The organism is Pseudoalteromonas sp. SR45-6 (genome assembly GCF_014163545.1).
Classification (GTDB): Bacteria; Pseudomonadota; Gammaproteobacteria; order Enterobacterales; family Alteromonadaceae; genus Pseudoalteromonas; species Pseudoalteromonas rhizosphaerae.
Genome location: NZ_JACJDM010000179.1, coordinates 1 through 537, shown reverse-complemented (window position 1 = coordinate 537; position 537 = coordinate 1). Strand labels below are relative to the sequence as shown.

General features: G+C 40.2%; 2 rRNA genes. Both read right to left on the bottom strand.

Features of this window, described 5'->3' with window-relative positions:
• Positions 1-237: 237 nt before the first annotated feature.
• A 5S ribosomal RNA gene (gene rrf, locus H5158_RS22790) occupies positions 238-352 on the bottom strand.
• 62 nt (positions 353-414) lie between these two features.
• Positions 415-529 (bottom strand): 5S ribosomal RNA (gene rrf / locus H5158_RS22785).
• Positions 530-537: the final 8 nt, after the last annotated feature.

Sequence of the window (537 nt, the reverse complement as noted above, 5' to 3'; positions counted from 1 at the left end):
CTTTCTCGCATTAGGCTCTTTACGTGATAAAGCTAAAAGTTGCTTGGATTTTTCTAAGTTCAATTTAGTAAAAGTAGATAAGTATCAGTGTGCTAATTAGATCACATAATTTGGCAGATTGGTATGATTGGCGCTGCCTTTGCCCGCCAACATAATCCTTGCTAACTCACTGCTAAATCACTTTCCTGCAAACGTAAAAAAGCCCGACTATTGCTAGTCGGGCTTTCTTTAATTAGATCCTGGCAATGTCCTACTTTCACATAGCAAATGCTACACTATCATCGGCGCTGTTTCGTTTCACTACTGAGTTCGGCATGGGGTCAGGTGGGTCCAAAACGCTATTGTTACCAAGAAAATTCTTTTCAATTTTCTTATTTTAATTGTTAAGTTTTAAGTCCATCGACTAAATTTTGAGCCTGGCAATGTCCTACTTTCACATAGCAAATGCTACACTATCATCGGCGCTGTTTCGTTTCACTACTGAGTTCGGCATGGGGTCAGGTGGGTCCAAAACGCTATTGTTACCAAGCAAATACG